The 24,846-nt window shown below is 70.2% G+C and carries 24 protein-coding genes and 1 pseudogene; 10 read left to right on the top strand and 15 right to left on the bottom strand.

The features are described from left to right. Positions 1-342 precede the first annotated feature (342 nt). Positions 343-738 (bottom strand): annotated as a pseudogene (locus ABZ420_RS23095) (FUSC family protein); the annotation flags it as partial. Between the two features lie 943 nt (positions 739-1,681). On the opposite strand from ABZ420_RS23095, the gene ABZ420_RS23090 reads away from it, so the two are divergent. Both ABZ420_RS23090 and ABZ420_RS23085 read left to right on the top strand, forming a co-directional pair. Beyond that, a complete protein-coding gene (locus ABZ420_RS23090) occupies positions 1,682-3,100 on the top strand; it encodes an amidase (RefSeq protein WP_357126168.1) in 1,419 nt (472 codons plus the stop codon). Positions 3,101-3,175: 75 nt separating this feature from the next. Beyond that, a complete protein-coding gene (locus ABZ420_RS23085) occupies positions 3,176-3,985 on the top strand; it encodes a class I SAM-dependent methyltransferase (RefSeq protein WP_357126165.1) in 810 nt (269 codons plus the stop codon). A gap of 1 nt (position 3,986) precedes the next feature. Here ABZ420_RS23085 and ABZ420_RS23080 read toward each other — a convergent pair whose 3' ends face one another. The 7 genes from ABZ420_RS23080 to ABZ420_RS23050 form a co-directional block, all read right to left on the bottom strand. Further along, positions 3,987-4,991, bottom strand: coding sequence for a cation diffusion facilitator family transporter (locus ABZ420_RS23080; RefSeq protein WP_357126163.1), 1,005 nt, complete (start codon positions 4,989-4,991; stop codon positions 3,987-3,989). Between the two features lie 135 nt (positions 4,992-5,126). Beyond that, complete coding sequence (crcB, locus tag ABZ420_RS23075) at positions 5,127-5,495, bottom strand: fluoride efflux transporter CrcB (RefSeq protein ID WP_357126160.1); 369 nt, start codon at positions 5,493-5,495, stop codon at positions 5,127-5,129. Continuing rightward, entirely contained in the window at positions 5,492-5,986 is a 495-nt protein-coding gene (locus ABZ420_RS23070; protein WP_357126157.1) for a CrcB family protein, read from the bottom strand. The genes crcB and ABZ420_RS23070 overlap by 4 nt, the downstream gene beginning before the upstream one ends. Before the next feature lie 57 nt (positions 5,987-6,043). Then, positions 6,044-6,493: a universal stress protein gene (locus ABZ420_RS23065; RefSeq protein WP_357126154.1), complete on the bottom strand. Its 450-nt coding sequence runs from the start codon at positions 6,491-6,493 to the stop codon at positions 6,044-6,046. A gap of 58 nt (positions 6,494-6,551) precedes the next feature. Then, positions 6,552-7,952, bottom strand: a complete 1,401-nt coding sequence (locus ABZ420_RS23060) for a flavin monoamine oxidase family protein (RefSeq protein WP_357126151.1) — start codon at positions 7,950-7,952, stop codon at positions 6,552-6,554. A gap of 130 nt (positions 7,953-8,082) precedes the next feature. Continuing rightward, the gene (locus ABZ420_RS23055) at positions 8,083-8,664 is read right to left on the bottom strand and encodes a TetR/AcrR family transcriptional regulator (protein ID WP_357126148.1); all 582 of its coding nucleotides are present in this window, start codon (positions 8,662-8,664) and stop codon (positions 8,083-8,085) included. Positions 8,665-8,670: 6 nt separating this feature from the next. After that, positions 8,671-9,357 carry a crotonase/enoyl-CoA hydratase family protein gene (locus ABZ420_RS23050; RefSeq protein WP_357126146.1) on the bottom strand — a complete coding sequence of 229 codons (687 nt, stop codon included), beginning with the start codon at positions 9,355-9,357 and terminating at the stop codon, positions 8,671-8,673. A 226-nt stretch (positions 9,358-9,583) separates the two neighbouring features. Here ABZ420_RS23050 and ABZ420_RS23045 point away from each other — a divergent pair, with 226 nt between their 5' ends. Continuing rightward, positions 9,584-10,831, top strand: coding sequence for a hypothetical protein (locus ABZ420_RS23045; RefSeq protein WP_357126143.1), 1,248 nt, complete (start codon positions 9,584-9,586; stop codon positions 10,829-10,831). A gap of 15 nt (positions 10,832-10,846) precedes the next feature. Here the strand turns inward: ABZ420_RS23045 and ABZ420_RS23040 are convergent, their stop codons facing one another. From ABZ420_RS23040 to ABZ420_RS23025, 4 genes are all read right to left on the bottom strand, one after another. Further along, entirely contained in the window at positions 10,847-12,055 is a 1,209-nt protein-coding gene (locus ABZ420_RS23040) for an ROK family transcriptional regulator (RefSeq protein WP_357126140.1), read from the bottom strand. Positions 12,056-12,086: 31 nt separating this feature from the next. Beyond that, positions 12,087-13,325, bottom strand: coding sequence for an ABC transporter permease (locus ABZ420_RS23035; protein WP_357126137.1), 1,239 nt, complete (start codon positions 13,323-13,325; stop codon positions 12,087-12,089). Next, on the bottom strand, positions 13,322-14,095 hold the full coding sequence (locus ABZ420_RS23030) for an ATP-binding cassette domain-containing protein (protein ID WP_281875153.1): 774 nt from the start codon (positions 14,093-14,095) through the stop codon (positions 13,322-13,324). Before ABZ420_RS23030 ends, ABZ420_RS23035 begins: the two co-directional genes overlap by 4 nt. Positions 14,096-14,166: 71 nt before the next feature. Further along, positions 14,167-15,261, bottom strand: coding sequence for a substrate-binding domain-containing protein (locus ABZ420_RS23025; RefSeq protein WP_357126134.1), 1,095 nt, complete (start codon positions 15,259-15,261; stop codon positions 14,167-14,169). Between the two features lie 378 nt (positions 15,262-15,639). Here ABZ420_RS23025 and ABZ420_RS23020 point away from each other — a divergent pair, with 378 nt between their 5' ends. The 3 genes from ABZ420_RS23020 to ABZ420_RS23010 are packed head-to-tail and all read left to right on the top strand — an operon-like array spanning position 15,640 to position 18,282. Beyond that, positions 15,640-15,963: a hypothetical protein gene (locus tag ABZ420_RS23020; RefSeq protein WP_040865232.1), complete on the top strand. Its 324-nt coding sequence runs from the start codon at positions 15,640-15,642 to the stop codon at positions 15,961-15,963. Further along, complete coding sequence (locus tag ABZ420_RS23015; protein WP_357126131.1) at positions 15,960-17,303, top strand: hypothetical protein; 1,344 nt, start codon at positions 15,960-15,962, stop codon at positions 17,301-17,303. The genes ABZ420_RS23020 and ABZ420_RS23015 overlap by 4 nt, the downstream gene beginning before the upstream one ends. Further along, a complete protein-coding gene (locus ABZ420_RS23010) occupies positions 17,290-18,282 on the top strand; it encodes a hypothetical protein (protein ID WP_357126128.1) in 993 nt (330 codons plus the stop codon). The genes ABZ420_RS23015 and ABZ420_RS23010 overlap by 14 nt, the downstream gene beginning before the upstream one ends. Before the next feature lie 9 nt (positions 18,283-18,291). Here the strand turns inward: ABZ420_RS23010 and ABZ420_RS23005 are convergent, their stop codons facing one another. Beyond that, on the bottom strand, positions 18,292-18,702 hold the full coding sequence (locus tag ABZ420_RS23005) for a nitroreductase family deazaflavin-dependent oxidoreductase (protein WP_357126125.1): 411 nt from the start codon (positions 18,700-18,702) through the stop codon (positions 18,292-18,294). A gap of 113 nt (positions 18,703-18,815) precedes the next feature. On the opposite strand from ABZ420_RS23005, the gene ABZ420_RS23000 reads away from it, so the two are divergent. Together ABZ420_RS23000 and ABZ420_RS22995 are read left to right on the top strand one after the other, a co-directional pair. Continuing rightward, positions 18,816-19,472: a response regulator transcription factor gene (locus ABZ420_RS23000; protein ID WP_357126123.1), complete on the top strand. Its 657-nt coding sequence runs from the start codon at positions 18,816-18,818 to the stop codon at positions 19,470-19,472. Continuing rightward, positions 19,469-20,632, top strand: coding sequence for a HAMP domain-containing sensor histidine kinase (locus ABZ420_RS22995; RefSeq protein WP_357126120.1), 1,164 nt, complete (start codon positions 19,469-19,471; stop codon positions 20,630-20,632). Before ABZ420_RS23000 ends, ABZ420_RS22995 begins: the two co-directional genes overlap by 4 nt. A gap of 93 nt (positions 20,633-20,725) precedes the next feature. Here the strand turns inward: ABZ420_RS22995 and ABZ420_RS22990 are convergent, their stop codons facing one another. Continuing rightward, on the bottom strand, positions 20,726-21,103 hold the full coding sequence (locus ABZ420_RS22990) for a hemophore-related protein (protein WP_357126117.1): 378 nt from the start codon (positions 21,101-21,103) through the stop codon (positions 20,726-20,728). A gap of 177 nt (positions 21,104-21,280) precedes the next feature. On the opposite strand from ABZ420_RS22990, the gene ABZ420_RS22985 reads away from it, so the two are divergent. Next, complete coding sequence (locus ABZ420_RS22985) at positions 21,281-22,090, top strand: DUF1460 domain-containing protein (protein WP_357126114.1); 810 nt, start codon at positions 21,281-21,283, stop codon at positions 22,088-22,090. Positions 22,091-22,145: 55 nt separating this feature from the next. Here ABZ420_RS22985 and ABZ420_RS22980 read toward each other — a convergent pair whose 3' ends face one another. Beyond that, a complete protein-coding gene (locus ABZ420_RS22980) occupies positions 22,146-23,651 on the bottom strand; it encodes an NAD(P)/FAD-dependent oxidoreductase (protein ID WP_357126111.1) in 1,506 nt (501 codons plus the stop codon). A 70-nt stretch (positions 23,652-23,721) separates the two neighbouring features. On the opposite strand from ABZ420_RS22980, the gene ABZ420_RS22975 reads away from it, so the two are divergent. Next, positions 23,722-24,756 carry an AraC family transcriptional regulator gene (locus tag ABZ420_RS22975; protein WP_357126108.1) on the top strand — a complete coding sequence of 345 codons (1,035 nt, stop codon included), beginning with the start codon at positions 23,722-23,724 and terminating at the stop codon, positions 24,754-24,756. Positions 24,757-24,846 lie beyond the last annotated feature (90 nt).

Raw genomic sequence — 24,846 nt, 5'->3', positions numbered from 1 at the left:
CAGGCGGGCCGCCCAGCCGTCCACGTCGGACAGCCGCTGGCCGGGTTGCAGCACCCAGCAAGCGGCGAGCAGATCGTGGCCGAAGTGCGCGATGGCCGCGTGTTCCGGCCAGTACTCGCTGGTCCACTCGGGGTCGTCGGTCGCCGAGTCGATACCGCTGCGGACCACGCCGACCAGTTCGAATTGCAGATGCTGGACCAGCACCCACGCTTCGGCGTCCATCGGCTTGCGGCGCAAGTGGTCGAGCAGGGCGCGGGCGGCTGCGCGCACCCGATGTGCCATCCGGTGGAAGGTTCGCCGGTGCCCGTGGGGCGCCACGCCGTGCAGCGCCAGCACGGCGACGGCGACGCCGATCATCGTCTCCCACAGCCGATCGCGGATCACCGGCCCGATCGGGCCGCCCGTGGTGGCGACCCCGCCCGCGATCAGCGCGACCGGCGTGATGAAGACTACGGCCAGCGCGTAATTCCGCGGCACGAACAGCTCGATGCAGAACTGCAACGCGGCGACCAGTGCGATCAGCGCGTACCCTGTCGGCCCGAGCTGGTAGATGAGCGCGAACAGCCCGAGGCCCGCGATCGTTCCGACGAACCGGTGAATGGCCCGCACCTGCCCACGCACGCGATCGGGCCCGGCTTGCAGGACGATGAGGGCGCTGAGCACCGCCCAGTGCGGCCGGTCCAGACCGAGCAGCGCGCTCAGCGCACCCGCGCCCACACAGCCCGCGGCGACGCGCATCGCGCTGATCGCCGCGTGCGAGGAGAACGACAGAGAACGCCGCAGGCGGAAGCCGACGCTGGGCCGGGCGAACGAGACCAGCGGATCGACTAGCAAATCGTCGGTGTCGTCGTCGGGAACGTGCCCGGCGAGGCCGCGCCGCGCGCCCTGCAGGGTGGCCAGCAGTTCGGCTTCCCCGGGGTCCGAGGGCAGGCCCGCGTCGTACACCGCCGCCCACGCGTCCGCCATCGCCGCGCCCGCCCGGTGGCGTAGGTCGATGGCGGGCGTCCCCGCCTCCCGGGCCGCGACGTAGGCGTCGACCGCCCGGACCGCCGCGTCGACCGCGATCCGTTCGGGTTTGCGGCGATCGCGCAGCGCCCCGGCCATCGAGACGACGATCGACGCGACCACACCGCAGACCGTACAGAGCAACAGCGTCACCACAGCGGCCCCGGCCTCGACGGCTTTCATCGCGCCCGCGCAGACCAGCGCGAAGAACAGCGCACCCGGCGGACCGAGCCGCAGCGCGTCGATGACGAACACCGCCACGACCGCGATCGCCGACACCACGAGCACCATGAGCAGCGACGAACCGAACCCCGCGTCCAGCACTCCGCCGATCAGCGCGCCCGCGCCACAGGCGGCGAGCAGCGCCGATCCGGCCATCAGCACGACCCGGCCGCGCACCCGGAACGGCCGCCCCTCGCCATAGAGCACCGCGAAGGCGCCGAACATGACGAACACGGCCGCGTCCGCATACCCCAGACCGGTGACGATCGCGGCGGGGACGGCGAACGCCAGCGCGGCACGCACCGCCACGCTCCACCGCCTGCCCGCGGGCGGCAGGGCGAACAACAGCGAGCCGACCCGGCCCTTCGGCGGCACCGGATCCGGATATGTCGCCGCCACCTGCTGTCCTTTCCGCTCTGGACGAGCTGCCTGCTGCACACATTAGATTCGGGGGATGACCGCCGACGCTCATATTCCACTACCCACGCGCGTCCACGCCTTCGGTGACGACGCGCTCGGTGACCACGACGCCGTCGCCCTGGCCGCCCTGGTGCGCGACGGCGAGCTCTCGCCAGATGAACTCGCCGCCGCCGCGGCGGCGCGCGCCGGGCAGGTCGAAGAGCTGGCGGCCGTCGCCTACCCGAGCTATACGCAACCGCTGCTGCCCGTCGAGCGGACCGGCGCCTTGTACGGCGTGCCCAGTTTCGTGAAGGACAACACCGACGTGGCCGGGATGCCGACGAATCAGGGCACGGCCGCGTTCCGCGCGCGCCCCGCCGGTGCGCACAGCGGCTACACCCGGCAGTTCCTCAGCACCGGCCTGACCGTTCTCGGCAAGAGCGCGATGCCCGAGTTCGGTTTCAACGCCAGCAGTGAGACGCCGCACCTCGCGCCCACCCGCAACCCGTGGCACACCGGCTATTCGGTGGGCGGCTCGTCGGGCGGGGCCGCCGCGCTGGTGGCGGCGGGTGTCGTCCCGATCGCGCACGGCAACGACGGCGGCGGATCGATCCGGATTCCCGCGGCGTGCGCCGGACTGGTCGGCTTGAAGCCGACGCGGGGACGGCATGTGGTGTCCGGGCTGGCGCGCACGTTGCCGGTCGACATCGTCAGTGAAGGAGTGCTGACCAGGACGGTGCGCGACACGGCGGTGTACACCGCGGCGGCCGAACAGTACTGGCGGAATCCGGCGCTGCCACCGATCGGCCGCGTCGAGGGCCCTCCGACCCGGCGCATGCGGATAGCGGTCGTGCTCGACAACCTCGCAGGGCCGCTGGCCGCCGGTCCGACCCGGGAGGCAGTCGAAAAGGTGGCGCGCGTCCTCGAGGCAGGCGGCCATTCGGTCGAGCCGGTCCCGCTGCCGTTCGACGCGACGATCGAACGCGCCTTCCTGCACTACTGGGGCCTGCTCGCGGCCGCGATCACCACGACGGGACGGTTCCTCGACCGCCGATTCGACGCGCGCCGCGTGGACGACCTCACCGTCGGCCTCCGCACCCTCTTCCTCCGCCGGGCCTTGCACGCTCCGCTCACGCTCTACCGACTACGCGCGGCGGCGGCCACCTACGAACACGCACTCGGACCCTACGACGCGGTGCTGCTTCCCACGCTCGGCCACACCACGCCGGAACTCGGCTACCTCAGCCCGACCGTGCCGTTCGACGAGCTCATCGACAGGTTGCGCGCCTACGTCTGCTTCACTCCGATCAACAACATCACCGGGACGCCGGCCGTCACCGTTCCCGCGGGCCTGACCGACGCCGGGCTGCCCGTCGGTGTGCAGTTCGCCGCCACCCGCGGCAACGAACGCACCCTGCTGGAGCTGGCCTATCTGGTGGAGGCCGAGCGGCCGTTCCCCCGCCTGGATCACTGACCGTTCCGGCCCGAACGAGGTTAGGCTGAGTCCGCTCATTCGGGCGGACGGCCGCGGGCCGGGGAGGACGAAATCATGGGCACCAGTGTCGAATTGACCGGAGTCCCGGAGACCATGCTGTGGACGCTCTACAACCGGGCGGCGGAAGCGAAACGGGCGGACGGCATCCTGCGCGACCCGGATTGCGTCCGGATATTCGACGCGCTCGACTACGACTACGAGCGGGCCTTCGGCGCGCCCGACGGCACGCACGCGGTGCGGTCGCTGCGTTTCGATCAGGCGCTGCGGCCCTGGCTCGCGGCGCATCCCGGCGGCACCGTCGTCGAACTCGCCGCGGGGTTGGAGACTCAATTCCGACGGTGCGACGACGGACAGGTGCGCTGGCTGTGCGTGGACGTGCCCGAGGGCATCGCCGTGCGCGAACGATTCCTGCCGCCGAGCGAGCGCTGCCGTCATCTGCCGATCAGCGCGCTCGACACGGCCTGGTTGGACGAGGTCGACGCCGAACGCGGTGTCTTCGTCACGGCGCAGGGCCTTTTCATGTACTTCCAACCGGACGAGGTGCGCAGGCTGTGCACCACGATCTTCGATCGGCTGCCCGGCGTGGAACTGATGTTCGACGCCATCCCGCCTTGGTTCTCGCGCAAGGCCGTGAACGGCTACGCCAAAACACCGCACTACACGGTGCCGCCGATGCCGTGGGGCGTCAAACGTAGCCATGCGGCGCGACTGCTGCGCGAATGGAGCCCGCGGGTGGCGGAGGTGACGACGACGTCGTTCAGCCCTTCCCGGGGTCCGCTCGCGGTGAGCCTTCCGCTGTTCGAGCGCCTTCCGGTGCTGCGGGACATCCCGCCCGCCATCGTCCGTGCGCGTGGTGCCCGGTAGGTCAGGGCGCGGCGTTCGCCGCGGATGACGGGCGGTCGCGGTGCACCGGGCCGTGGGCGTCGTCGCAGTGGTCCTCCAGCACCGGCAGCAGGCGCTGCGCCTGCGCGCCCGCCGAGGAGGTGACGGCGTGGGTGTGATCGACCTGCAACGTGGTGTGGGTGATGCCGTAGTCGTGGTCGAGCAGATGCTCGATCCGCTGACGCAGTCCGTGGCAGTCCGCACCCGCGCGCACCAGCACATGCGCCGACAGGGCGATGTCGCCGGAGGTGATCTGCCAGACGTGCAGGTCGTGCACCTCGTCGACGCCCTCGATGTCCACCAGCCCGCGCCCGAGCGCGTCCGGATCGACGCCCGCGGGCGCCGCCTCCAGGAAGATCCGGCCGGATTCGCGCACCAGCCCGAGCCCCGCCTTGACCATCAGCGCGACGACGATCAGCGTGGCGATCGCGTCCGCCCTGGCGAAACCGGTGGTCAGCACGACCAGGCCGGCCACGGCGGTGGCGATGAACCCGTAGAGGTCGTTGAGCACATGCTGGAAGGCGCCCTCCACGTTGAGACTGGAGCGGTTGGCCTTGCTGATCGCCCAGGTGGCCGCGATGTTGACCACCACACCGGCCAGCGCGGTCGCCAGCACCAGGCCGCCGGTCACCTCGGGTGGCTCCAGCAGACGGCGCACGGCCTCGTAGGTGAGCCAGCCCGCCAGCACCAGCAACGTGACTCCGTTGGCCTGCGCCGAGAGGATCTCGGCGCGCTTGTACCCGTAGGTGTACTTGCCGTTCGCCGGGCGGGCCGCGAGCCGGATCGCGATGAGCGCGAGGACAATGGACGCGGCGTCGGTGAGCATGTGCGCCGCGTCCGACAGCAGGGCCAGCGAGTTGGCCAGCACGCCGATCACGACCTCGACCGACATGAAAGCGACGATGAGGGCCAGCGCGATGGTCAGCCACCTGCGATCGGCCGCACCCGACAGCCCGTGCCCGTGCGCGTGACCATGTTCGTGTCCCATCGACCCAGACCCCTTCCAGCACCGAATGTATGCGCATATCTGCATCTGTCACGTCAGCTTAGCCGACCCCGAGCGGCGGGCGACAGCGTGGCGGAGTGAGCTGGATCACGTCGCACACGCGCTCGTCGGCGCCGGTCAGCCGAACAGGGCGTGCACTGCCGCATAGGTCGACACCGTCGCGATCAGCCCTGCGCAGACATTGACCACCACGTTCATCGCCGCGAAGAAATAGGCGCCGCGCTCGGCCAGCCGCACGGTTTCGTAAGCGAAGGTGCTGTAGGTGGTCAGCGCTCCGCAGAATCCGGTCCCGAGCAGGACGAACAGCGGCGAGGCCAGAGCCGTCCCCGCGCCGCTCAGCGCGCCGAGCACGAGACAGCCGATCAGATTGACCGAGAACGTGCCCCAAGGGAACAGGCTGTCGCGGCGATCCTGCACCGCACGGTCGATGAGATATCGCAACGGCGCGCCGATCGCACCCCCTACGAGAACCAGAAGCACGGTCATGACGCCCTCCTCCGCCCGTGCCGCAGGCGCTCGTATCCGGCCCTGGTGAGCCACATGGCGATGAGAGTGGCCAGGAGGGCGCAGATCAAGGTGCCCGCCAGGTAACCGGCCGCGACGACGATCGTGTCCGGTCGCAGCAGACCGCGGACCTCGTTGGCGTACGTCGAGAACGTCGTGAACCCGCCCAGCACGCCCACCCCGAGGAAGGGACGCAGCAACCGGTGGACAGTCCAGATCTCGGTCACCGCGACCATGAGCACGCCGATCGCGAAGCAGCCCGCGACATTGGTGACGAAGGTGGCCAGCGGGAAGTGCCCCGGGCGGCCGGGCAACCCCTGGGCGAGACCGTAGCGCGCGAGCGCCCCGAGCGCCCCACCGAGGGCGACGACCAACGAGGCCGAGCCGTGGGTTCGCCAGAAATCCCGCCGTCGCGCGGGGCCTCGCGCGCGATCGGCGATGCCAGCCGGTTCCTCGGTCAGCTCATCGGTCACGCAGAACTCTTACCCGAAGCCTCCGCGGCGGCGCCACCGCGAGCAACGAGGCCGCACTCACCGCTGCCCGGCCTTCTCGACGCCGTCGTGCGCGACGAGAACCGAACATCCGACGTGCCGTGCGGCCTTCTCCGCGGTGCTGCCCATGAAACGCCCCCAGATGCCCGAATGCCCACTGCGCCCCAGCACCAGCAGGTCGGCATCGTGAGCGGCGGCGGCCGTGGCCAGTTCCCGCGCCGCCTGACCCGCGCGGAGTTCGGCCCGCACCGCGATGCCGCGCTGTTCGGCGGTCTCAGCGGCGGTGGCGAGCCACTGGCGGCAGGTCTGTTCCCCGATCGAGCGTTCGTCCTCGATCTCACCGACCACCGGGCCGTAGTGCGGCAGATACTCTTCGACCGCGACGACCGTGAGCGCGGCGTGGTGCACCGACGCCAAGTCGAGCGCCATCGTCAAGGCGGCCCTGGCGCCGGGCGAGTCGTCGTAACCCACCACGATCCGCTGGAACACCTCTCCATTGTGATCCCTCCCCCAGGCCGGAGCCAGTCCTCTGGCGACCTTGCGGCAATCAGGCTGTGGCGACGGCACGATCGGCCGCCAGCACTTCGGCGGCCGCGCGCTCGCCCGAGCGGATCGCCCCCTCGATGTAGCCCGACCATTCCGTGGCTGTTTCGCTTCCGGCCCAGTGGATCGCGCCGACCGGGTGGCGCAGCGCCGAGCCGAGGGTGGTCAGGACGCCCGGCGGGAAGAAGGAGTTGTAGCCGCCGCGGGCGAATGGATCGTCGGCCCAGACCTTTTCGTGCCATTCGATCGGCTCGCGGGCGACGTGCCCGAAGGCGCGCACGAGCGAACCGATGATCATGGCGCGTCGCTCGCCGGGGGGAAGGGCGGCCAGCCGTTGCGCGGCCCGGCCCGGCACCAGCGCGCCGAGCACGCCCGGACCGCCGGGGCGGGTCGCGTCGAAGGTGACCGGCACCGGATCGTGCAGGTTCAGCGACTGGCCGGTGAACGAGTCGTCGCGCCAGAACGGCCGCTCGTAGACCGCGAACGATTTCAGGACCGAGCCCATCGGCATGCGCTGGGTCAGTTGGTCCCGCGCGGCGGGCAGCGGTGGGTCGTAGACGATGCGTCCGGCCAGGGTGGGCGGCACCGCCACGATCACGTGCCCTGCGTCCACGTCACCGGAGTCGGCGCTCACCCGCACACCGTCCACGCCCTGACGGATACTCGTGACCGCCGCGCCGAGACGCACCGCGTCGCCCAGTTCGGCGGCGATGGCCAGCGCGGGCCCATCGGCGCCGTCGACGAACAGGCGGGTCACCGTCTCGGCGGTGATCCCCGCCTCGACGCCGCCCGCCGAGCGAATCGTGGTGAGCAGACCGAGCATCGAGATGCTGCCCACGTCGACGCACAACTCCTCGCCGATCATCACCTCCGCCAGGTTCCGAGCGCGCCGCTCCGGCACGTTCCGGCGCAACCAGGTCGCCGCGGTCATCGCGTCCAGCCGGTCCGCGCCCGGTGTGGTCCAGGGGCGGGCGAGGTCGATGCGGGCGGCCATCCGTTCCATCCGCCACATGGCCTGAGCGAGCACGAGCAGGACGAACGTCGGAAGCGGCGGGCGTGCGCCGGCGAACGGCCGCCGGACCACTCCCTCCACCAGCAGATCGACCCCTTCGGGCGGAGCGTAGGTCGCGGCGCCGTACTCCTCGGCCAGCGCGCCGAATCGCGTGTGCGCGCCCGAGATCCACTGTCCGCCCAGATCGACGGCCCATCCGTCCCCGATCCGCGCGGTCAGCGTGCGACCGCCCACACGGTCACTCGCCTCCAGGACGACGACATCCCGACCGGCCGCTCGCAACGTCCGCGCCGCACACAGCCCGGCATATCCCGCCCCGACGACTACCACGTCCGCACGGTCCATGGTGGCCTCCCGTCGCCGCACCGAAACTCGACAACAACTGTCGATCACCCGTGGCCGATCCGCAACCGGCGCGGAGATCCGCGCGAGAGCCGACGGCCATCGGTGCCGTTCGATCCGGCCGCACGGCGGTGAACGGCAGTCGACGGGTGAGCAGCGATCGACCGCGGTCGTCGAGCGACTAACGCCTCAGCGTGGCGAGGGCGGCGACGGCGGCATCCTGGAAGGTCGCGGTCAGCGAACGCGGCGGCGACGATACGCGCCCGCGCACCCACTGCCTGCAATACTCCTGCGCCGGTCCGACGCAGATCGCGTGGGCCACCGGATAGCCGTCGCCGCCCACGTCCGCGGTTCCGAGCAACTCTCGGTACCTGCGCCGCAGCGCGTCGAAGAAGGCCCGATTGTGCTGTGCCAGTTCGGGCTCGGCGGCGCGTGCCACCTCGTCCGGCAAGGTGGCGAACAGGAAGCGGGCGAGATCGCGATGATCCTGCACCCAGCCGAGATGGGCCGCGAGCATCGCGCGGATCGCCTGCTCCGGACCGATATCCGGCGCGTCGAGGTGGTCCAGCACGGTCCGCTGATAGTCGAGCATCCCGGAGACGTAGACCGCGGCGGCCAATTCGGCTTTCGACCCGAACGCGTGGAACATGCTGCCGCTGGACAAGCCCAGCCGATCGCGTACGCCGGCCATCGTGAACGACGGATACCCCTTGGCCAGGAGCTGTTCGGTCGCCTCGGCCAGGATCCGCTCCCGGGTGCGCACGGCCCGCTACGCGCCGAACTCGGCGTCGATGCCGGAACGGACGGCGGCGAGCACCTGCGCACGCACCCGCAGTTTCGTCCCGGCGTGCGCCGCGAAGTCGATTCCGGTCAATCGGTGCGCTTCAGCCGTCGCGCGCGTGCGCAGGTCGTCCGCGTCGGCGGCGAGCACGTCGAGAAAGCCCGATTCCCTGGCTTCCTCTGGCCCGACCAGGATTCCGGTGTTCGCCGCCCGGTCGAATCCGGGCGCGGTGAGCCGGTGCCGCGCCGCTTCCACGCCGTAGTGCGGGATGGTCAGCCCGATGGCGACCTCGTTGAGGCCCAGTTTGAAATCCCCCGTGACACCGAATCGCACGTCGGTGGCCAGCAGCGTGAACGCTCCCTGGGCGATCGCGTGCCCCGGACAGGCCGCCACGACGGGATACGGGAAACCGAGCAGCCGATGGACCAGGTTGCCGCCGGCTCGCAGGGTACGGCGGATGTCGTCGGCGGAACGGGAGAACGTCGCCAGGTCGTAGCCGGCCGAGAACATCCGGGGGCGCCCGGTCAACAGGACGACCGCCCGGTCGGCTTCGGCCCGGTCCAGGGCGGCGGCGATGGCGCCGATCATGTTCTCGGACATGACATTCGCCTTGCCATCGTCGAGCGTGATCGTGGCGACCCCGCCGTCGAGCCGGTAGGTGACGAGTTCGGTCATGGCAGCCTCCTCTAGAGCAGGACTCTAGAGTATCACTCTAGGAGCTGGCGCAGCTAACCCTGGGCTCCGGGCCGGAGGGTGGGTCTCGGACCAGGTGTCGTTACGGCAACGAGACGAAACGGCGGCCGCGGATCAGCCGATACAGCAAACAGATGATGCTGCCGAAAAGCCTGGCGCGTCCGGGCTTCGGACTAGCCTCGGGACAGGCTCTGGTGAAGGAAGCGACATGACCGCAGCAACCGTCATCCGCCCGCTGGCGCCGAGCGAGGCGATCTTCGCCAACAGCGAAGTGCTCGTCGGCTATTCGCTTCGGGTCGCGGGGCGGTTGGATCTCGCCGCGCTGTCGGCGGCGTTCGAAGCCGTGGTTCGCTCCCGCCCGATCCTCGGCGCCCGCCTGGAGCCCGACGGGCGCGGCGGGCACCTTCTGCTCGAATCAGCGGGAGCCGCACCGGAGCTGACGGTCGCCGAAGGCGATCCCGAGCGGTTGCTCACCGGCGCCCGGCTGGACCAGCGCACCGCGGTCGCCGCGCTGGGCGTCGTCCGCGACGGCGCCGGCGCGGGGGTGACCTTGGTGACCCACCACAGCGTCGCGGATGCCTGTCATTCGCTGGCCGTGTTCGCCGAGCTGTGGTCCTGCTACACCGACCTCGTCCGGCGCGGGCAGGTCGATCTGCCGCCGCACGGCTTCCCGCGTTCGGTGGAAGACCTACTGCACGAGCGCGGCGTGCGGAAGATCGACGCCCCGGCCGTGCCGCACCGCCCCATGGAGGTCGCCGGGAGTCACTCGGGCCCGGAGGATCCCGGCTACCTCGTCCCCCGCACCGCACGCTGCAGGCTGACCCGGAAGCAGACCGCGGCGCTGGTCGAGCTCGGGCACCGGGAGCACACCACGATCAACGGCCTCGCCTCGGCCGCGATCCTGCTCACCGAGGCCGAGTTGCGCGGGCTGCCGCTGACCGACCTGTCCTACACCTACTCGGTCGACCTGCGCAGCCGGGTGACGCCACCGATCGGGATGACCGAAGGCACCAACGTGCTCGGCTTCGCGAACTTCGTCCCGGCGCGGCGGACCGGCGCGACGCTCGTCGATCTGGCCCGCGACATCAGCGATACGCTGCGCGCCGGACTCGACACGGGCATGGTGCAGCAGACTCCCCTGCACATCCCCGAGATCACCGCGGGCCCTCCACCGCGCGCACCGGGAATCGTGCTGACCACCAACTGGGGACGCGTGCGCAGACCACGGGTGCCGGACGAGCTGCGGATCACCGACTTCCGCTCGATCATGCTCGGCAAGCCGGACAAGACCGGGCACCGGCTCCAGCAGCCGAGCGGCACCATCATCATCAGCACCTTCGACGACCGCCTGAGCATCGAGATCCACCACCCCGAGGAAACCACCGAGGAACAGCGGGTGCGCGTACGACTGCTCGCCGGCCACCTGTCGGAGTTCAGCGCGGCAGGGGCCGCGTGAATCCGGCCGGAATCCTCAGGCGCGCGCGGCGGACGGTCGGGCCGGCGTCTGCAGCGGATCGGTGAGCACGTCGGTGAAGGCCAGCTCCGCGGCGCCGATCAGGGTCGCGTCGCCGCCGAGCGCGCTGGTGCGCAACCGGACCCGTTCGCGGACGGCTTGCAGGCCGTTCACCGCCAACCGGCTGCGCACCTGCGCCGCCGAGGCCAGATAGATCTCCCGCAACACGCCGCCGAACACCACCACCGACGGATTGAAGACGTTGACCAGATTGGCGACGCCGTACCCGAGCCATTCGCCGACCTGGCGCAGCGCGTCCCGTGCCGTCGTGTCGCCGCGGGCGGCGGCCTCGACGATCGCGTCCACCGCCGCTTGCCCGGGCGGATCGCTGCGTCCCGCCGCCGCGATCAACCCGAGTTCGCCCGCTTCGGCCTCCAGACAGCCCCTGGATCCGCAGGCGCAGGGCCGCCCGCCCGGATTCACGATCATGTGGCCGACTTCCCCGCCGTAACCGCCGTCCCCGCCGAGCAATTCGCCGTTGACGATGATGCCGCCGCCGATGCCGACGTCGCCGTGCAGGTAGATCGAGTTCGCCAGGCCGACGCAGACACCGCGTTCGCGTTCGGCCAGGGCGCCGAGGTTGGCGTTGTTGCCGACCGCGACGCGCAGGCCGAGATCGAGCTCCCTGGTCAGCTCGGCGCCGAACGCGACGTCCACCCAGCCGAGGTTCGGCCCGTACCGCACCACGCCGTCCTCCTCGCGGACCATGCCGCAGAACGCGGCCCCGACGCCAACGCACCGAGCGTCGGGCGCGGCCGTGGCGATCATCGCCCTGGCCATCGCCGCGAGCGCGGCGATCACCTCGTCCGGGTCGAACGCGCCGCCGGGACGGGCGGTCTCGGTGCGCTCGAGCACCGAACCGCCCAGCCCGACCCGCGCGGCGGCGAGGCGGTCGGCGCCGACGTCCAGCGCGACGACGTAGACCCGGTCGGCCCGCGGCCGCACCACCAGCGACGGCCTGCCCGCCCGTCCGGTTTGCCCGGGCAATTCCTCGCTCACCAGGCCTGCCGCCGCCAGATCGTTGGTGAGCGCGAGAATCGTGCTGCGGTTCAACCCCATTCGCTCGGCGAGCGCGGCGCGCGACACCGCGCCGTCACGGTGCACATGCCGCAGCAACGCGGCGAGATTGCGCGTGCGGATCTCCTCGGGCGAAGGTGCTGCTCGCATTCACCGGGCTTTCGTCACGGGGCTGGGGGGTTCATCGCTGTAGGAGCGCACGCCTACGGGACAGGGCGTCCACTCCGGCCGCCAAGAGCAGCACGAATCCTGTCACAACGAATTTCGTGCCCGCGCTGTAGCCCATCAGCCCCATGCCGTTGTTGATCACCGCGACCACCGCGGCGCCCAGCACGGCGTCCAGCATCCGCCCGCGGCCGCCGAACAGGCTGGTGCCGCCGATCACCGCCGCGCCGACCGCCGTGAGCAGCACGTCGCTGCCGCCGGTGTTCGGGTCGACGGAGTTCGCGCGCGACGCCGCGATCAGTCCGCCGACCGCCGCCATGGTCGAACACAGCACGAAGGCGGTGATCTTCACGCGATCCACGGCGATGCCCGCGCGCCGGGCGGCCTCGGCATTGCCGCCGACGGCGTAGATGTGCCTGCCGAAAGCGGTGCGGTCCAGCACGAACGTCCACAGCAGCAACAGCGCCACGATCAGCGGCACGACGATGGGCATCCCCGCCAGCGAATGCAGCGCGGGGTTGCGGCTGCGCTCGCCGTTGAGCACCAGCACCGCCGCGCCCGCCACGATCGCCAGCAGCACGACGCGCACCACGACCGCCCGCGCCGTCGTGCCGGTGAGCCCGAGTTTCGTGCGCGCCCGCAATTTCCGGTACTGCACGAGCGCGAATCCGGCGACCAGCACCGCGTACAACGCCCAGCCGATCGCCGGCGGCACGTTCTTGTTCGCGATCGCGACGATCGTCTCGTCGCGGATGGAGATGTTGCGACCGTTGTCCATGATCTTCAGCGCCACGCCCTGCAACGCGAGGAACGCCGCCAGCGTCACCACGAACGACGGGATCCCGATCTTCACCACGACCGTGCCGATCACGAGCCCGATCACCACGCCGGTGAGCAGCGACACCAGCACCGCCGCGTACCACGGCCATCCTTTGTCGGTGAGCAGCACGGCGAGCACGGCGGCGCACACACCGCTGGTGAACCCGGCCGACAAATCGATCTCGCCGAGCAGCAGCACGAAGATCAGCCCCATCGCGATCACCGCGATCGCCGCACCCTGCGTGAACAGATTGGCGAAGTTGGCCTCGGACATGAAGACCGGGCGCGCCGCCCAGAAGACGGCCGAGAGCACGACGAGTGCGATCACCGAGGGCAACGCCCCCATGTCGCCGCCGCGCACCCGGCCGACGTAGCCGCTCATCAGGTCGGTCACCGGCGCCGCCGCCGGTCGCCGCTCGGTGGTCACCGCGGTCATCGGGTCGCTCCGCTCGCCTCGAGGCCGAGCGCTCCGCTGCGTCCTGCCGTGATCAATTCGACGACCTGCGCGTGCGTCACGTCGGAGGTCCGTACCTGGGCGGCCATCCGGCCGAGGTAGAGCGCGGCGATCCGGTCGGACACCGCGAAGACGTCGTTCATGTTGTGCGAGATGAGCACCACCGCGAGCCCCTGGTCGGCGAGCCTGCGCACCAGCTCGAGCACCTGCTGGGTCTGTGCGACGCCCAGCGCGGCCGTCGGCTCGTCGAGGATCACCACCTTGCTGTTCCACAGCACGGCTTTCGCGATGGCCACCGTCTGGCGCTGTCCGCCGGACAGGCTGGCGACCTGCTGCCGGACCGATTTGACGGTGCGCACCGACAGGCTCGCCAGCGTCTTCCCGGCGAGTTCCTCCATCGCGTATTCGTCGAGCACGAGACCGCGCCTGCGTTCCCGGCCGAGAAACATGTTCTGGACGATGTCCAGGTTGTCGCAGAGCGCGAGATCCTGGTAGACGATCTCGATGCCGAGCGCCGCCGCGTCGCGCGGGCTGTGCACCTGCACCGGCGCGCCATCGAAGAGGAATTCGCCCGCGTCGATCGGATGGGTGCCGCCGATGCATTTGACCAGCGTGGACTTGCCCGCCCCGTTGTCGCCGACGAGAGCGGTCACCTCCCCGGGATAGGCGCTGAAGGCGACTTCGTGTAGGACGTGGACGGGACCGAAGCTTTTCTCTACTCCGCGTAATTCGATGACCGGCAGTTCGGACATTGGGTAGCTCCTCCGAAGGATGGAGCCCCTTCCGCAATCCCCTCATCGAACCGCGGAAGGGGCGTGCGATATCAGATCCCGTTGTCCGCGCAGACTTTCGCGAACTCGCCGGTGCACAGCTCGGCCTTGGTGACGTAGCCGTCGGCGACCACGTCCTTGACGTCGCGCGGGTAGATCGGCTTGGGCTCCAGCAGCACCGACGGCACGTCGGCATTCGACTCGGGGTCGCGCACCGCGCCGTTGGTGCTGCCCTGCTCCCCCTTCACCAGGGCCACCGCGAGTTCGGCGGTCGCCTCGGCCTCCTTCTGGATCGCCTTGTAGACGGTCATGCACTGGTCGCCCGCCAGGACGTTCTGCAGGCCCTGGACCGTGGCGTCCTGCCCGCTGACCGGCACCTGCCCGTTGAGCTTCTGCTTCTTCAGCACCGCGATCGCGGCGTTGGCCAAACCGTCGTTGGCCGCGACAACGCCCCCGATGTCCGGCCGACCGGTGAGCATCTGTTCGAAGATGGTGCCCGCCTTGGTGTTGTCCCATTCCGGGACGGCCTGATCGGGCCCCTTGACGTACTGGCCCGCGTCGAACCGGGCCTTCAGCACTCCGTCGTACCCGGTCTTCAACAGCGTGGCGTTGTTGTCGGTCGGTCCGCCGTTGAGGTACGCGACCACCGGACGCACCGCGTTGCGATCGGTCAGGCACTGCGCGACGCCCTCGCCGAGCAGGCTGCCGACCTTCACGTTGTCGAAGGAGACGTAGTACTGGGCGCCGCCGCCGAGAGTGAGCCGGTCGTAGTCGATCACGGTGACGCCCTGCGACTTCGCCTTCTGGATCACCGCTTTGCCGGTGCCGCTGTCCAGGTTGGTCATCACCAGGACCGTGGCGCCGTTGGTGATCATCTGGTCGGCGATGGTCTGGAAGGCGTTCTTGTCGCCCTGGGCGTTCTGGATATCGGCCTGGACGCCCGCGTCCTCGAACGCCTGCTGTAGGTACTTGCGGTCCGCCGTCTCCCAACGGGCGGAGGTCTTGCTGTCCGGGAGGATCACGCCGATCTGCGTTTTACCGCCGGAATTCGCGGAATCGTCGCCGCACGCGGTGAGCGTGGCGGCCAGGAGCGCGAACGACAACGCGGCAGCGCTGAACATGCCCTTGCGCATGAGTGGGCCTTTCATCACCGGCCGGGACGAGGTCCCGGCCGGTCGGAGTGGAACGAATGTTGTTCCCAGCAACATATTGGACTGTGACGGAGCGCACAACAGCTAATTTGTTGTTCCGAATAACAATCTCGACACGCGCGCGTTCGCTCAGGTGGACGCCGATGCGGCCGGTGAGCCGAAGGGCGTGAACAGGGACGTCGGCCGACGCCATGGACCATGCCCGCGGACGCGGCGGGATCGCGCTCGCGCCGCACCGCGCGCCGGACACGCGGAAGGGTGGCAGCTATCCGAAACGGACCACCGGGGATCGGGCGCATGACAGCGCTCCGGCACAGTACCCTTGGCGGTGAATCATGGCGCGGTAGCGACAGACTGGGATCCGGGAGGGGAACAGTGGACACGCTCAAGCTCGACCCGGCGGCGATGGCCGCCTACACCGCGATTGCGGACGCGGTGTCGAAACAATTGGCGTCGGCGGCCACGGTCGCCTCCGGCGCGGTGGATCCCGACCGGCTGGCCGCCGATCTCGGCCTCGTGGGCGCGGAATTCGCGGCGCGCTTCTCGGCGGCCGTATCCGAACACGCGGAAGCGCTGTCGACCGCCGGACAACTGGTCGGCGCCTACGGCCGGGTCCTGCGCGGTTACAGCGAGAACGCGCAGGAGGTCGACGCCGAAACGGCGGGCGCGATCACCCGTTCCGGGGAGGCACTGGCATGAGAAGCCTTATGGGACTGCGGAAACGGGCGCACACCACCCAGCCCGCCGCCGATACCGCCCGGCCGTCGAGCACCGAACCGGGGGCCGACCCGCCGATCGTGGCCGCGCTGGTCCGCCCGCTGCTGACGCTGCGCTCCTCACTCGGCACCGGCGTCGGCGTGCCGAGCGCGGCCGCGACCGGGGCGCTCTCGGCCGCCTCCACCCAGGTGGCGGACACCGAGGGCCCGCACCGCGAAGGCCTGCACGCGCTGGAGTCCACCTGGACCTCCCGCGCCGCCGACAGCGCGGTGCCCGCGATGCGCACGACGCAGACCCAGATCGGGGACATCTCCGATCGGGGACCCGCCTACCTGTCCGTCCTCGCCGACGCGCATGCCACCTCGGGGCGGGCGGCGCGGCAGGTCGACCAGATCATCGCCGACTTCCGGCGCGACGCACGGGAGATCCTGGACAACTCGACCTCCGCGCCGGAGACCGACGCGGTCATCGCGCGCGCCACCCAGGCGCTGCGCGACGCGCTCACCACCGTGACGGCCGCGCGCACCGAAATGGACGACCACACCAGGAGACTCGACGAGATGGGACCGCTCACGGTCACCGCACCGTCCGGCGTCTCCCACGGACAGGGACAGGCCGTCTACCCCGGCAACTCCGGGCAGGTCGTACCCGGCGCCACCACGCCCGGCACCACCACGCCCGGCACCACGACGACCGCCACCACGACGCCCATGGATCCGGCCATGGCCGCGCAGCTCCAATTGCAGCAGCAGCTGATCTCCGCGGGGGTGGACCTCGGCACCACGGCCATCAACGCGGGCGTCGACATCGGCACGCACATCATCGACAAGATCGCCGAAGTCGGCATCCACGGCATCGACACCGTCGCGGCCGCCGCGGACAAGGCGATCCCGGAGCTGATCAACCCGGGTTCGACCACCAACTCCGGTACCTCCGGCACGAATGGCGACGACTCGAAGAATTCCTCGAAGCTGTTCGACTTCGGCGGGTCGCAGGAGCACAAGCCGTCGACCGGGCCCGGTTCGGTGATCCCGCCCGGCAACTCCGCGCCCGCCGCGCGGGCGGACGTGCCGAAGCCGGAAAGCAAGCCGGCGCCCGCGGTCGCACCGCCGAGCGACGCCACGCCGCCGACGCCTGCGGGCAACCCGGACCGCCCCGTTCATCCCGGCCCGACCGGCGGCATGGTGCTGCCGCCCGCTCCGCCGCCGGGCGGCGAGGACCACGAGCACAAGCCGCGCGACGGACAGCTCGGCGTGACCATCCCGTCCGCTGTGACAGCGGTCGTACCGGTGCTGGGCGAATTCGACGATGACACCCCCTGACCGGGAACATCCCAGTCAGGAAGCGGGCCAGGCCAATCCGTTCGACACGGGTCTGCCGATGCTGCGCATTCCCGCGAGCAAGCCGTCGAAGCGACGGCGTTCACCCGGACGCCGCAAGCAGATTCGTCGACGGGAGCCGGAGTACGAGGCCGCGGAACCGCCGCGCCCTCCGGAACGGCAGAGTGTCCGTCCGCGCCTCGGCGAGTGGGAGCAATGGCTCGAACCCGCGCCACCGGCCGCGCGAGTGCCGCAACCGGTGGCCGCGCAGCAGCGCCCCGCGCCCGCGGAGCCGCAGCCGGTCGAGTCCGAGGACGGCCCCGTCACGACGCCCGGGATCGTCAATCGCTCCGGCATCCATCCCGGCACCCCGGTGCGCCATCCTCGGCGCACCGATCAACAGCGCGGCAACCGCTCACTGACGGTCTTGATCGTGCTCGGCATCGTGGTCGCCACCGTCTCCATCGGCCTGGCCATGATCTACGGGTCCGACGCGAATTCGCGCAAAGTGGCGGCGACGCCGCCACCGCGCGCGGCCGGGCCCGCGCCGACCACCTCGGTATCCACCTCACGCGTCAAGCCCCCGTGGGCGATCGCCACGCTGGGATGTGAGCAGAAGCGCACCGCCGACGTCATTTCCGGCACCGATCCGGGCGGCACCGGCAACGGCCCCGACGCGATCTTCGCCTTCGAGTACGCCTATTACGCCGAACGGTCCGGGTACCGGGCCCGCGCGGTGGTCGCCCCCGACGCGGCGGTCTCGCCCGCCGATCAGATCCAGCGCGGCATCAACCAGGTGCCTGCGGGCACCCGCTACTGTGTCGAGATCTCCCGGGCCGGGGACGGCCCGGACGGCCAAGCGCGGTGGCAAGTCCGGTTGACACAACAGTTCCCGGACGAAGAGCCGAACACCTTCACCCAGTTCATCACCACCCGGACCGGAACCGATCAAACGCTGATCACCGGGATCACGGCAGGCTGACCTCTCCGCTCAGCGCGGCGTCAGCTTGACGACCGGAATCACCCGGTCGGTCTTCTCCTGGTATTCGGCGAAGCCGGGCATCACCTCGACCATCGCGGCGTAGAGGCGATCGCGCTCCGGCCCTTCGGTGATCGGAGTCGCCGTCGCCTCGAGCGTTTCGGTGCCGATCTCGAGGGTGACCGTCGGATTGACGCGCACGTTGTGAAACCAGTCCGGATTGGTCGCAGCGCCCGCTTTGGAGGCGATTACCACGATGTCGTCGCCGTCGCGGATGAACGCGAGCGGATTGGTGCGCGGAAGACCGGATTTGGCGCCGATGCTGGTGAGCAGCAACAGCTCCCGGCCCTCGAAGGGGCCGCCGACCTTGCCCTGGTTGGCGCGGAATTCTTCGATGATCTGGGTGTTCCAGTCGCCTGCCATGACTTGTCTCTCCTGCGGAGTCGGGTGCGCCGGGTCGTCGCGAGCCTACCCAGGACGGCGGCCCCGGGCCGAACTAACGGCCAACCAACAGCGGCAGGGGGCACGATGACGGGGTGCGGGTGCTTGTTGTCGAGGACGAGACATTGCTGGCCGACGCGATCGCCGACGGGCTGCGCCGACATGCCATGGCGGTCGACGTGGTGTACGACGGCGCGGCGGCGCTGGAGCGTACCGGCGTCAACGACTACGACGTGGTAGTACTCGATCGGGATCTACCCGGCGTCTCCGGTGACGCGGTGTGCTGCACGCTCACCGCGTCCGGCGGCTCGGCCCGGATCCTGATGCTCACAGCAGCGAGTGCCGTGGCCGAACGGGTAGCGGGTCTGGGACTGGGCGCCGACGACTACCTGACGAAACCGTTCGCGTTCGCCGAACTGGTCGCCCGTATCCAGGCCCTCGGGCGCCGGGCGCGCAGCGCCGCTCCCCCGGTGCTGGAACGCTCCGGCATCCGGCTCGACCCGCACCGGTTCTCCGTCACCAGGAACGGCGAACCGGTCACGCTGTCGCGCAAGGAATTCGCGGTGCTGGCCGAGCTGCTGCGCGCGGACGGCGGCGTGGTCTCGGCCGAGCAACTGCTGGAGAAGGCCTGGGACGAGCACATCGACCCGTTCACCGGCGTCGTGCGGTACACGATCATGAACGTGCGGCGGAAGCTGGGCGAGCCGCGGGTGATCGAGACCGAGCCCGGCGTGGGGTACCGGGTCCGATGAGCGGGCGCACGATCCGGCTGCGGCTCACCCTGCTGTACGCGACGGCGTTCTTCCTGGCCGGTGCGGTACTCATCGCGTTGATGTACTTCTACCTGAACCAGTCGCTGGAGCGACGGCCCGGTGGCGGCGCGCAGCAGGTGGTACGGGAGTATCTGCTCGAACGGGCCGAGCGGAACCGGGCGCCGGTCTCCACGGAGTTGTTCAAAGCGCTGACCGAGCAGGCCCAGCGGAATCGGCGGGACACATTGCGCGCCATGCTGGTCTGGTCGCTGGTATCGCTCGGCGCGGTGGGGATCGCGGCGGGCGGATTCGGCTGGTTGCTGGCCGGACGCGCCCTGCATCCCTTGCAGCGCATCACCGCGACCGCGCGGCGGGTCGCCGACACCAGCCTGCACGAGCGCATCGCCCTCGACGGTCCGCAGGACGAGATCAAGGATCTGGCCGACACGTTCGACGCGATGCTCGAGCGCCTGGACCGGGCCTTCGACGGACAGCGCCGGTTCGTGGCGAACGCCTCCCACGAGCTGCGCACACCGCTGACCATCAACCGGACGCTGATCGAGGTGGCGTTGGAAGACCCCGGCGTTCCCGAGTCCACCCGCCGGCTCGGCGCCACGCTGCTGGAGGTCAACCCCTGGCACGAACGGCTCATCGACGGCCTTCTGGTGCTGGCCACCAGCGAACAGCGGCTGACCGAGCACCGTCGCATCGATGTCGCCGACATCGCCGCCGACGCGGTCGGAACATGCGCCGCGGGGCCGGGGGCCGAGATCTCCGCCGACCTCGAATCCGCGACTGTGCTCGGAGATCCGCTGCTGCTGGAACGCCTCGTGCTCAATCTGCTGGACAACGCACTGCGCTACAACCTCCCCGAGCACGGCTGGGTGGCGATCCGGTCCCGAGCGATCGGCGACCGCGCCGTGCTCACCGTGGAGAACAGCGGTGCGCCGGTCCCCGCTTTCGAGGTCGAGAGCCTCTTCGAACCGTTCCGCCGACTCTCCACCACCGAACGCTTGGCCGATTCCGGCGCACGCGGCGCCGGGCTCGGCCTGTCGATCGTGCGCTCCGTCGCGCAGGCCCACGGAGGCACGGTCCGTGCGGCGGCGCGTCCGGACGGCGGTCTCGCGGTCACCGTCGAATTCCCGCGCGCCCAGGGATGACGCCCCGCCCGAGGTCGCGTCGACGTCGACGCGGCCCCAGCGCGGCGGCTACCCGAGGGGTACGGGCGAGTCCGACACCTCGCCCGTCCGGGCTCAGTAGTTGTGGCAGGTCTCGGCGAGGACGCGCATCTTGTCGCGGTGCTCCTGCGCCTGCGGCGAGTCGCGGCGCTCCTCGAACCTGCCCTTGGCCTCCGGGTGCTTGTCCAGGAACTCCTCGGCGCGCTGCTTGCGCTGCTCCACCGGGAGACTCAGGAACTCCTGCAACTTCGCCTTGCGGTCGGGATGCGCGTCGAGCCGGGCGGCGAGATCGGGGAACTGGGCGTGGACGGCGGCGTCGAGCTGGGCGAAGCTGCACGTCGTTTCGAGCAGTCCGCCGGGGCGCGGCTGAGCGGAGGCGGTCGCCGGAACCAGCAGCGCACCCGCGGCGAGCAGACCGCCGAGAGCGAGGGTGGCTCGAACGATTCTCGTCATGTCGGATATCCCTTTCGGTTGGACGTTCGGGTCGCTGCGACGCGGCCCGGCGTTCAGTCCATCAGGAAGGGTGTTTGGACGGCGCTAGGCGATGACGCCCCCCGCGCGCCCGCCGCCGGGCTACCGTGGGGGTCGCTGTTGTGTCCCGATCGGCTGATCACCGCTGCTGGAGGCGTCTTGCGCACCATCGCTCGTGTACTGCTCGTTCTCGCGGCCCTCGTCTGCGCCGCGGTGTCGGCACCGCCCGCGCTCGCCGCCCCGGACGCCGCTCGGCTCGACGATCTCACCGCGCGCAAGCTCGACGAAGTGCTGTCGTTGCGCGCCCAGGCACCCGCTTCGGCGAGCAAGGCGGAGCTGATCGAGCTGCTGTCGCGTCCGTTCCTCGGCACGCCCTACGGCGCGAACATGCTGGTCGGGTCGGCTACCCAGCCCGAACAACTGGTCATCGACTTCCGCAGGGTGGACTGCTTCACCTACCTCGACTACGTCGAGGCGCTCAGCAGATCCGCCGACCGCGACCAGTTCACCAGGAACCTGATCGAGACGCGTTACGCCGATGGCCGAGTCGATTTCCGGCAGCGCAAACACTTCTTCACCGACTGGGCGCACACCACCGGAGTCGCGGCCACCGACGTCACGGCGGCGGTGAGCCCCGCGGCGGTGACCGTCACCAAGCACCTCAACGCGAAAGCCGACGGCGGCAACTACCTTCCCGGGCTCCCCGTGGTCGATCGCGCGATCACCTACATTCCCGGCGCGGCCGTCGACCAGAGCGTCGTGAACGGGCTGCGCACCGGCGACTACATCGGCGCCTACACCGACCAGCCGGGCCTGGACGTCACCCACGTCGGCATCTTCGTCATGACCGACGCGGGGCCGGTCTTCCGTAACGCGTCCTCGCTCGCGGGCAACGACAAAGTGGTGGACTCGCCCTTCACCGAGTACGTGCGGTCCACCCCGGGCATCGTCGTCCTCCGCACGCTATAGGTCGCCTCGGCGCGGAATAGCTCGCCTCGGCGCGGAATAGGTCACCTCCACCGAGCTAGGAAACGGGCACCGGTGGCCGGACCGCCGATTTCGGCGTGCCGGTGAGCGTCTTGTCCAAGTCCGTGCGCAGGGTGGTCGCCGAGTCGAGCAGGTAGTTCTGCCGCACCTTCCACGGATGACGGTCGCCTTGGCGGGGGAAGTCGCCGATGGAGCGCTGGATGTAGCCGGAAGCCAGATCCAGCAGCGGGTGTTCGCCGAGTTCGCTCCGCGGCTCGGGCACCACGGCGGCGTAACCCTTGCGGTCCATGTGATTGAGCACTTTGCAGATCAACCGAGAGGTGAGATCGGCGCGCAGCGTCCACGAAGCGTTGGTGTATCCGATGCACACGGCGAAGTTGGGGACGCCGGTGAGCATGGTCCCCTGCCAGACGAACTGGTCGGACAACTCGACCCGCGCCCCGTCGACGCTGGGCGTGATGCCGCCGAAGGCCAGCAGTTGCAGCCCGGTAGCGGTGATCACGACGTCCGCCTCGAGCACCCGGCCGGACTTCAGACGGATGCCCTCCGGCACGAACGTGTCGATGTGGTCGGTGACGACCTCGGCCTTGCCCTTCTTCATCGCCTTGAAGAAGTCCGCGTCCGGGACGGCGCACAGCCGCTGGTCCCAGGGGTTGTAGCTGGGTGTGAAGTGCTCGGCGACGGCCTGGTCGTCCTTCAGGATGCGGGTGGTGAGGCCGGTGAGCAGCTTGCGCGCCGCTTCCGGACGGCGCCGGCAGTACTGGTAGAAGCCGATGCCGAACAGGATGTTCTTGGTTCGGATCAGGCGATGCGCAGGGCGCGGCGGCAGCAGCTCGCGGATCTTGTCGGCCACTTTGTCCCGGCCCGGAACGGCGCTGATCCAGGTCGGCGACCGTTGCAGCATCGTCACCAGTTGCGCTTGCTCCGCCATGGCCGGGACCAGCGTGACCGCGGTGGCGCCGCTGCCGATCACCACGACGCGCTTGCCGCGATAGTCGAAGTCCTCGGGCCAGAACTGCGGGTGCACCACTTCGCCCGCGAACGACGAGATGCCGGGGAACTCCGGCGCGTAGGGCCGCTCGTAGTCGTAGTACCCGGCGCAGGCGTAGAGGAAGCCACAGGTGAGCGTGCGCGTCTCGGTGGCGCCCGACTCGTCGCGCTGCTCGAGGGTCAGCGTCCAGCGCGCGGCGCCGCTGTCCCAGTCGGCGGCGATCACCTTGGTGCGGTAGCGGATGTGCCGGTCGATGCCGTGCTCGGTCGCGGTCTCGGTGATGTAGCGCAGGATCGACGGGCCGTCGGCGATCGACTTGGCGTCACGCCACGGCTTGAACGGGTAGCCGAGGGTGAACATGTCCGAGTCCGATCGGATGCCCGGGTATTTGAACAGGTCCCAGGTGCCGCCCAGGGTGTCGCGAGCCTCCAGGATGGCGTAGGTCTTGCCCCGGCACTCGGTCTGCAGCCGGTAGGCCGCGCCGATGCCGGATAGTCCGGCGCCGACGATCACGACATCGAGGTGGTCCGGTGCTGCGGCGGCTTCGGTCATGTCTCCAGTGTGCGAGCCGAGCGCGGCCGCTTTCTTGACTTTGCGCGACAAGTATTTGATCCTCGACGACATGTCGGTGATTCGCTCCGCGGGGTTGCGCGGATTTCGCGCGACTGTCGCCGAGCTGGGTGGTGACGCCGAGGCACTGGCCACGGCGTGCGGCCTGCCGGTGGCCGCCCTGGACGCCGACGACCTGCTCGTCCCCGACGAGTCCGTCGCGGCGGTGCTGGAACTGGCCGCGCACCAGCTGCGCTGTCCCGACCTCGGCTTGCGGATCTCCCATCGGCAGGACCTGGACATGCTCGGCCCGCTGGCGCTGGCCATCCGCAATTCGGCGTCGCTGGCCGACGTGCTCGAGTGTTCGTCGCGATACCTGTTCCTGCACGCGCGGTCGCTCAGCTTGACGCTGGAGCCCGACCCGTATGGCGATCGCGGCGTGATCGCGCTGCGCTACGGCATGCGGCCCGGACTTCCCACACCCGTCCAGGGCACCGACCTCGGGCTGGCATTCGTGCATCGCACCATTCAGCGCTTGCTGGACGACCGCTACGGACTGCGCTCGGTCGAGCTGCCCTATCGCCCGGCAGCGGCGGTCGCCGGTTACGAGGAGTTCTTCGGCGCGCCGGTGCGGGTCGAGCGGCCGTTCGCGGCGCTGCGGGTGCCGAGCAGCCTGGCGAGCAGGCCGCTCACCGGCGGTGACGAGAACCTGCACCGGCTGGCCATGGCGTTCCTGGCCGCGCAGTCCGGCGACGCGGCGGCGTTCGCCCCGCAGGTACGCGCCGCGGTGCAGCAATTGCTCGGCACCGCCGCACCCGAGATCGGCGCGGTGGCACGGCTTCTCATGGTGCACCCGCGCACCCTGCAACGACGTCTCGCCGCCGAGCACACCTCGTTCGCCGCGATCCTGGACGAGGTTCGCAGGGACGCGGCGCGACGGTATCTGACCACGACGGACATGCCGATGAGTCAGGTGGCCTCGCTGATCGGGTTGTCCGAGCAGGCGACGTTCACCCGATGCGCCCGAAGATGGTGGGGCACAACGCCCAGCGCCGTGCGCCGCACCGGCGCGCAGGCAAGAACTCGGCCGCACAACACATTCGGGTGACGCGGCGACAACATTCCGGCGTCCGATCCGTCCGTTTCGATAACGGTTGCCCCCGAAAGCTCTCGGCCCATTCCCTCCTCGACGCCGTGT

The sequence above is a fragment of the Nocardia sp. NPDC005745 genome (genome assembly GCF_040630775.1).
Classification (GTDB): domain Bacteria; phylum Actinomycetota; class Actinomycetes; order Mycobacteriales; family Mycobacteriaceae; genus Nocardia.
This window is presented reverse-complemented; position numbering and strand designations above follow the sequence as displayed.

What these genes read in the sequence shown, in the direction of transcription:
- ABZ420_RS23090 (WP_357126168.1), top strand. Translation starts at nt 1,682, where the DNA reads ATGACCGCCGACGCTCATATTCCACTACCCACGCGCGTCCACGCCTTC.
- ABZ420_RS23085 (WP_357126165.1), top strand. Translation starts at nt 3,176, where the DNA reads ATGGGCACCAGTGTCGAATTGACCGGAGTCCCGGAGACCATGCTGTGG.
- ABZ420_RS23080 (WP_357126163.1), bottom strand. Translation starts at nt 4,991, where the DNA reads ATGGGACACGAACATGGTCACGCGCACGGGCACGGGCTGTCGGGTGCG.
- crcB (WP_357126160.1), bottom strand. Translation starts at nt 5,495, where the DNA reads ATGACCGTGCTTCTGGTTCTCGTAGGGGGTGCGATCGGCGCGCCGTTG.
- ABZ420_RS23050 (WP_357126146.1), bottom strand. Translation starts at nt 9,357, where the DNA reads ATGACCGAACTCGTCACCTACCGGCTCGACGGCGGGGTCGCCACGATC.
- ABZ420_RS23045 (WP_357126143.1), top strand. Translation starts at nt 9,584, where the DNA reads ATGACCGCAGCAACCGTCATCCGCCCGCTGGCGCCGAGCGAGGCGATC.
- ABZ420_RS23040 (WP_357126140.1), bottom strand. Translation starts at nt 12,055, where the DNA reads ATGCGAGCAGCACCTTCGCCCGAGGAGATCCGCACGCGCAATCTCGCC.
- ABZ420_RS23035 (WP_357126137.1), bottom strand. Translation starts at nt 13,325, where the DNA reads ATGACCGCGGTGACCACCGAGCGGCGACCGGCGGCGGCGCCGGTGACC.
- ABZ420_RS23030 (WP_281875153.1), bottom strand. Translation starts at nt 14,095, where the DNA reads ATGTCCGAACTGCCGGTCATCGAATTACGCGGAGTAGAGAAAAGCTTC.
- ABZ420_RS23025 (WP_357126134.1), bottom strand. Translation starts at nt 15,261, where the DNA reads ATGAAAGGCCCACTCATGCGCAAGGGCATGTTCAGCGCTGCCGCGTTG.
- ABZ420_RS23015 (WP_357126131.1), top strand. Translation starts at nt 15,960, where the DNA reads ATGAGAAGCCTTATGGGACTGCGGAAACGGGCGCACACCACCCAGCCC.
- ABZ420_RS23010 (WP_357126128.1), top strand. Translation starts at nt 17,290, where the DNA reads ATGACACCCCCTGACCGGGAACATCCCAGTCAGGAAGCGGGCCAGGCC.
- ABZ420_RS23005 (WP_357126125.1), bottom strand. Translation starts at nt 18,702, where the DNA reads ATGGCAGGCGACTGGAACACCCAGATCATCGAAGAATTCCGCGCCAAC.
- ABZ420_RS22995 (WP_357126120.1), top strand. Translation starts at nt 19,469, where the DNA reads ATGAGCGGGCGCACGATCCGGCTGCGGCTCACCCTGCTGTACGCGACG.
- ABZ420_RS22990 (WP_357126117.1), bottom strand. Translation starts at nt 21,103, where the DNA reads ATGACGAGAATCGTTCGAGCCACCCTCGCTCTCGGCGGTCTGCTCGCC.
- ABZ420_RS22980 (WP_357126111.1), bottom strand. Translation starts at nt 23,651, where the DNA reads ATGACCGAAGCCGCCGCAGCACCGGACCACCTCGATGTCGTGATCGTC.
- ABZ420_RS22975 (WP_357126108.1), top strand. Translation starts at nt 23,722, where the DNA reads ATGTCGGTGATTCGCTCCGCGGGGTTGCGCGGATTTCGCGCGACTGTC.